A 6,874-nucleotide genomic window follows, 5' to 3' on the forward strand; every position below is an offset into this window, starting at 1 on the left:
ACTAATTTAAATGTTATTAGTATTTTTTTGTTTTAATATAGAACTAACAAAGAAATGAGGTGCATGCCATGTTGCTAGAAGTGAAACATGTAAAAAAGGTTTATGGTAAAGGTTTGAATGCTACGACAGCACTTAATCAAATGAATTTATCAGTTGGAGCTGGTGAATTTGTTGCAATTATGGGTGAGTCTGGGTCAGGGAAGTCTACACTACTAAATTTAATTGCTTCTTTTGATGGACTAACTGAAGGTGACATTATTGTGGATGGCGCACATTTAAATAATATGAAAAATAAAAGTAAAGCATTGTATCGTCAACAAATGGTAGGTTTTGTTTTTCAAGATTTTAATCTTTTACCAACAATGACGAATAAAGAAAATATAATGATGCCATTAATTTTAGCTGGTGCTAAACGAAAAGATATAGAACAAAGGGTACATCAGTTGGCAGTACAATTACATTTAGAGGGATTCTTAAACAAGTATCCTTCTGAAATCTCTGGGGGTCAGAAGCAACGCATTGCCATTGCACGTGCATTAGTTACTAAGCCGACGATTTTACTAGCCGATGAACCTACAGGTGCACTTGATTCAAAAACGTCAAAGGCATTGATGATGTTATTTCAAGAGATTCATCAATTGGAACAGACAATTTTAATGGTAACTCATTCAAATATCGATGCGTCTTATGCAGAGCGAGTCATTTTTATTAAAGATGGGCGTCTATATCATGAAATATATCGTGGTGAAGAAAGTCAATTAGCTTTTCAACAACGAATAACAGATAGCTTAGCACTTGTGAATGGAGGAAGTGTCAATATATGAAGTTAAGATTGTTATGGCACATAGTGCGACGTCAATTTATTACGCAGCGACTTGTAATCATTCCATTCATTTTAGCGGTAAGTGTACTATTCATGATTGAATATACGCTTGTGTCAATTGGGTTAAATAGCTACATAAAACAGAAGAATGACTTCCTAGTACCATTTATTATCATAGCTAATTTTTTTATGGCGCTTTTAACTTTTATTTTTATTTTCTATGCAAATCACTTTATGATGTCACAAAGACGAAAAGAGTTTAGCATTTTTATGACATTGGGCATGACCAAGAAAAGTATGCGTTTAATTGTAGTGATGGAAACTATCTTACAATTTGTGGTAATTTCAGTCGTTAGTATTGCCGGCGGATACTTACTTGGTGCGATATTTTTCTTGTTTATACAGAAAATAATGGGCAGTGAAGTTGCGACGTTAAGGTATTATCCATTTGACTCTGTAGCGATGTTTATTACTTTGATTATCATTGCTGTATTAATGGGCATGCTACTTATATTCAACTTGTTCAGTATTAATTTTCAACGGCCGATAACTTATCAACATCGTTCCGATTCTAGTGTCATATCACGATGGTTGCGTTACGTTTTAATTGTTATAGGAAGCGCAGCACTATATTTAGGTTACTTTATTGCATTACAACAAGATACGACGTTTGGTGCCTTTTTTAAAATATGGATTGTCATAGGATTAGTTATTATCGGTACTTATGCATTTTTTGTAGGTATAAGTGAAATAATTATTAGTATATTGCAGCAGGTATCAAAAGTTTACTATCATCCACGGTATTTTTTTGTGGTAGTTGGGATGCGTGTACGTCTTAAAATGAATGCAGTCAGTCTTGCAACAATCACTTTGCTGTGTACATTTTTGATTGTAACGCTCACAATGACATTAACAACCTATCGTGATATGAATCATACCATTACGAAATTGATTACGAATGATTATGATTTGTCATTTAGCGACAATTCTAAGTCACAAATAGAACGTCAACAAACAATTGAGAATATTAAACGTGATATACAGGGTTCGGTTAATGCAAAAGACTTCAAAGTATATGAAACGACATTATTTAGAGCTTCTTTAGAAAAGAATCGTGCTTATTACAAGTTAAAACAGGCTAGTGATGATATTCCAATAGACTTCATTGGTAATGAAGGCGCGATATTTTCAAGACAATCAGTAATGATTACAGCTTTTACTGCACAAGATTATAATCGATATCACCAAAACAAATTACACTTAGACAATCAAAGTATAGGTATGATTACGAATGTACCTATTTTTAAAAAGCAGTCTAAGGTCGGTCTTAATAATGAAGTCTTTAAAGTGAAACAACTTGACGCACATGCGTTAAATTTGATGATGATTCAAGATAGTATGGTTTTAATTGTTAAAGATAACAATCAATTACAAAAAGTAAAAGGATTTTATGCACATGAACAAAAGAATTCGACAATATCGATAAACTTTAATGTATTTGGAAAGACGAAATTAACAACATCACAAATACAAAAGCTATCGAAAAAATACGATGCGTCAATAAATTCTAAATCAGAAATGCTAATGGTTTGGGATCGTTTGACAGGTGGACTAATATTTGTAGGTGGCGTAGTATCAATTGTACTTGTCATTGGAATATTTCTAATGATGTACTATAAACAAGTCTCAGAAGCCTATGCAAATCAGCACAATTATGACATTATGAAAAAACTTGGTTTAGATAATGGAAGAATAGCAAAGATAACACGAAATCAAATGACTTTCTTGTTCGCAATACCAATAACAGTAGCACTGATTCACACATTAATTTCTAGTAACATTGTATATACGTTACTAAATATGATAGGTATTAATAACCATCATATATTTTTAACAAGTTACGTACTAGCTGTCATTATAATTTCGTTTCTATATATGGCGATGTACAAAATAACTTCCTATATTTATGCTAAAGTTATTCATCAACAACGCAATTAACCATGTTTCAGTGAAATCACAATCAATCATGTATTTTCACTGAAATATATTATATTAAAAAGAAACCTAAAAACATTACAAATAACAATAACAAATTTCAACCGATAAGATAAAATGTCTTGTCGGTTTTTAATATAACAAGTGATATTTTGGAAATGCCAAAAATATATAGATTGTTTATATAAAATGATTTAAAATGTTTTATAACAACATATTTTATGCAACACATAAAATGGGTAACTAACATCACGAAATCATTGTATTTGTTGTTACACTGATGAAGCGATGTCACAAAGAAATGTCGTTATCAAACGAAGCCCGAAATACATACTGATACTCGAAAAAATGTAACGATAAATAACAATGATAACGATTGATTACTACGCAAAAATATATGTAAATTGACGATTTAAATGCAATTCGTATATTTTGCCAATGATTTACACATTAAAATGTTTGAAAATTGTCACAATTCAGTCTAATTTAAAAGGAAGTTAATTACAAAATTCAAAAATCATGCATCGTGTCATTTAGATATTGAAAAAGATGAGTCAAATTTGTTTCATATATTTTCCAATAACAAATTATTATATCTAAATATACAATCAGAAATATATGAATAGAAATATCAATAAGAAAAATAATATGATTAAAAATGATGAATGGCATACTTATAAAGTGTCTAAATATTGGCGGTCAATATTACTTATAAACACGAATGTTAAGTAATGTAGACAATGCTGAAAAAACAATAAGTAGAAACTCTATATAGAATGTTCGTTTTTATTTTTAATAATTGAATAATCATTATTGATGATTTAATATGTATTCGGTCGCACACGATACAAAGTGACTTGTTTTAATGATATGCAATAATATGACGTTTATCGTCGCGTGTAACAATGTATGAGTGTGTCAGTTTAATTTTAAAAGGGTTATAAGGATATTTAATAAGATAAAGGAGGGCTTAATAAACAATCACATGTGAAGTTTTTAAGGATTATATGAGTTGGGCAGCTCTTTAATCCATAGTTATAACGAATTTTAAATTGTTAGATCTAACGTATGGTATCAGTATGTATGAGTTTAACTTAAGTATTAATCTATAGTTTAAAGAGCGGTCTAATTGTCTTTTTAAAAATAGAAAATAAGGATGATTATAATGAGGGGTTATAACGAAAGATATTGTAGCTGGACTAATACAGCTATACAATGTGATTATTTTAATAAAGTAAGACAGGTGAAAAAAGACGGTAAATCGGATAGGTTGAGCAACAACATAAACTCGAACATTATTTATCGTGTGCTCGAAAAATGTATCACGCTATATAATGTATGTTCGCGGTGTAAACGCGCACTTATTTTATCAGAACATTCTAAAAAGAACATATTCAATATAAAAAAGGCTGTGTAGGGGTGTCTTATGAATAATAGAAATGTGTATGATATCGAAGTAAGTGATTATAAAGGCTTAACTTATAAATTAGAAGCATTTAGAGGTAAAGTGATTTTAGTTGTTAATACTGCAACAGAATGTATATATAGCGAACAATTGAAAAAACTAGAGACTTTGTTTCAAAAATATAAGGATCGTGGGTTTGTAGTGTTGAGTTTTCCGAATAATAATTTTGACAATCGACAACCAGGTTCTAATGAAGAAATCTTGAAAATTAGTCGTGAGAAATTTGGTGTTACATTTCCAGTGCTAGCTAAAATATCTGTGAACGGGAACGATGAACATCCGTTATTTACGCATTTAAAGAATGAACAACCAGGAATCTTTGGGTCCCCAATAAAATGGAATTTCACAAAATTTATAATCGATCGACAAGGCAATGTTGTAAATCGATTCTTGCCAATGGAAGATCCATTGGATATATCGACAAATATAGAAATATTATTGCAAGAATCTTCATCTTAAATTTAAAATTGAGCGCTTAGTATGCAAATAACACAAGAGCCTCTTAATGATGTACTAATAGTATGTCATTAGGAGGCATTTTATATTTAGAAAATCAGTAATTTGACCTATTTTACTGAAAGGCTGATTTGGTACATAATAAATAGTAAATAAATAAAAAATAACAACGATGCATTACTGTATGCATTAATAACTGACACGACATAATCAAAGTTTTGTCTGAATTACTGATAATGTCATTCAAGCAACATGAAAGTTGTAAATATTTGCAAGTATAACTATCAGACACAACTCAAGTTTGTTTTAATTTATACCATACATATTAAAAAATTGACTAAACTATCGATAAAAAAAGAGTCAATCATCTATTTCAAGTTTATTGAGGTGAAACATTTGAAATTAAATACATCTAATAGTCCATTTACAGAAAAACAAGTCACAGAGATTAACAATCTGCTGCAAACATTAACAGAGAGCCAACAACAGTGGCTTAGTGGTTTTTTACTAGCTAATAGTAACGATACGACAAGTGATAGTAATCAACAACAATTAGAGACAGAAGTGTGGCAACAATCACAAATATCAGAAGAACAAGCAACTTCAACAACGTATATGTTACAAAATAAAGAGCCACATATCGAAGCTAATCAGCGGCATGTTACAGTGCTATATGGTTCTGAATCAGGTAATGCCATGCGTTTAGCTGAAATTTTTTCAGAACGTTTAAGTGATATCGGACATCAAGTTGTTTTGATGTCAATGGATGAATATGATACGACAAACATCGCGCAGTTAGAAGATTTATTTATTATTACGTCTACTCATGGTGAAGGAGAACCGCCTGATAATGCATGGGATTTCTTTGAATTTTTAGAAGACGATAACGCACCTAATTTAAATCATGTGAGATATTCAGTACTAGCTTTAGGTGATCAAACATATGAATTTTTCTGTCAAGCTGGTAAAGATGTAGATGCTTTACTAGAAAATCTAGGCGCTGAGCGTATATGTAAGCGTGTAGATTGTGATATTGATTATGAAGAAGACGCAGAAAAGTGGATGGCAGACATCATTAATATGATTGATACTACATCAGAAGGTATTCAAAGTGAATCGGTGATAAGTGAATCAATTAAGTCTGCCAAAGAAAAGAAATATTCTAAATTAAATCCATACCAAGCAGAAGTTTTAGCGAATATCAATTTAAATGGTACCGATTCAAATAAAGAAACACGACATATAGAATTTTTACTTGATGATTTTAGTGAATCATATGAACCAGGAGATTGTATAGTAGCATTACCGCAAAACGACCCTGAATTGGTTGAAAAACTAATATCCATGTTAGGTTGGGATCCGCAATCTCCGGTGCCAATTAATGATCGTGGTGATACAGTTCCTATTGTTGAAGCACTAACATCACATTTTGAATTTACTAAATTAACATTGCCATTATTGAAAAATGCAGATATCTATTTTGACAATGAAGAATTATCTGAACGTATTCAAGATGAGTCATGGGCGCGTGAATATGTTATAAATCGGGACTTTATAGATTTAATAACAGATTTTCCAACTATAGAATTACAACCTGAGAATATGTATCAAATCCTTAGAAAATTACCACCAAGAGAGTATTCGATTTCTAGTAGTTTTATGGCAACGCCAGATGAAGTGCATATTACCGTTGGTACGGTTCGTTATCAAGCACATGGACGTGAGAGAAAAGGTGTATGCTCGGTTCATTTTGCTGAGCGAATTAAACCAGGCGATATAGTACCAATTTATTTGAAGAAAAATCCGAACTTCAAATTTCCGATGAAGCAAGATATACCGGTTATTATGATTGGACCAGGTACTGGAATTGCTCCTTTTAGAGCATATTTACAAGAACGTGAAGAACTTGGTATGACTGGAAAAACATGGTTGTTCTTTGGTGATCAACACCGTAGTTCTGACTTTTTATATGAAGAAGAAATAGAAGAATGGCTTGAAAATGGAAACTTAACACGCGTAGATTTAGCATTTTCAAGAGACCAAGAACACAAAGAATATGTACAGCATCGTATAATGGAAGAAAGTGAACGTTTCAATGAATGGATTGAGCAAGGCGCAGCAATCTATATTTGTGG

6 protein-coding genes and 1 pseudogene are annotated in these 6,874 nt (G+C 31.4%); 6 read left to right on the plus strand and 1 reads right to left on the minus strand.

Annotated features, from left to right (window positions below; all coding sequences use genetic code 11):
• The first annotated feature begins 68 nt into the window (after positions 1 to 68).
• The 5 genes and pseudogenes from IDG60_RS03330 (at position 69) to IDG60_RS03350 (ending at position 4,742) form a co-directional block, all read left to right on the plus strand.
• A complete protein-coding gene (locus tag IDG60_RS03330) occupies positions 69 to 824 on the plus strand; it encodes an ABC transporter ATP-binding protein (protein WP_000923760.1) in 756 nt (251 codons plus the stop codon).
• Entirely contained in the window at positions 821 to 2,821 is a 2,001-nt protein-coding gene (locus tag IDG60_RS03335) for an ABC transporter permease (protein WP_000776754.1), read from the plus strand. The genes IDG60_RS03330 and IDG60_RS03335 overlap by 4 nt, the downstream gene beginning before the upstream one ends.
• A 658-nt stretch (positions 2,822 to 3,479) precedes the next feature.
• Positions 3,480 to 3,593, plus strand: a pseudogene (locus IDG60_RS03340) (hypothetical protein).
• Between the two features lie 381 nt (positions 3,594 to 3,974).
• Positions 3,975 to 4,235, plus strand: coding sequence for a hypothetical protein (locus IDG60_RS03345; RefSeq protein ID WP_001791974.1), 261 nt, complete (start codon positions 3,975 to 3,977; stop codon positions 4,233 to 4,235).
• 9 nt (positions 4,236 to 4,244) lie between these two features.
• Entirely contained in the window at positions 4,245 to 4,742 is a 498-nt protein-coding gene (locus tag IDG60_RS03350; protein WP_001065268.1) for a glutathione peroxidase, read from the plus strand.
• A 107-nt stretch (positions 4,743 to 4,849) separates the two neighbouring features.
• Here IDG60_RS03350 and IDG60_RS03355 read toward each other — a convergent pair whose 3' ends face one another.
• On the minus strand, positions 4,850 to 4,942 hold the full coding sequence (locus IDG60_RS03355; protein WP_010956583.1) for a hypothetical protein: 93 nt from the start codon (positions 4,940 to 4,942) through the stop codon (positions 4,850 to 4,852).
• Between the two features lie 193 nt (positions 4,943 to 5,135).
• Here IDG60_RS03355 and IDG60_RS03360 point away from each other — a divergent pair.
• On the plus strand, positions 5,136 to 6,874 hold a 1,739-nt coding region (locus IDG60_RS03360; RefSeq protein ID WP_206160493.1), incomplete at its 3' end, for a diflavin oxidoreductase.

The sequence above is a fragment of the Staphylococcus sp. EG-SA-2 genome (assembly GCF_017152085.1).

Bases quoted from the DNA above. Each gene is read 5' to 3' on its own strand.
- IDG60_RS03335 (WP_000776754.1), top strand. From the start codon at position 821: ATGAAGTTAAGATTGTTATGGCACATAGTGCGACGTCAATTTATTACG.
- IDG60_RS03350 (WP_001065268.1), top strand. From the start codon at position 4,245: ATGAATAATAGAAATGTGTATGATATCGAAGTAAGTGATTATAAAGGC.
- IDG60_RS03330 (WP_000923760.1), top strand. From the start codon at position 69: ATGTTGCTAGAAGTGAAACATGTAAAAAAGGTTTATGGTAAAGGTTTG.
- IDG60_RS03345 (WP_001791974.1), top strand. From the start codon at position 3,975: ATGATTATAATGAGGGGTTATAACGAAAGATATTGTAGCTGGACTAAT.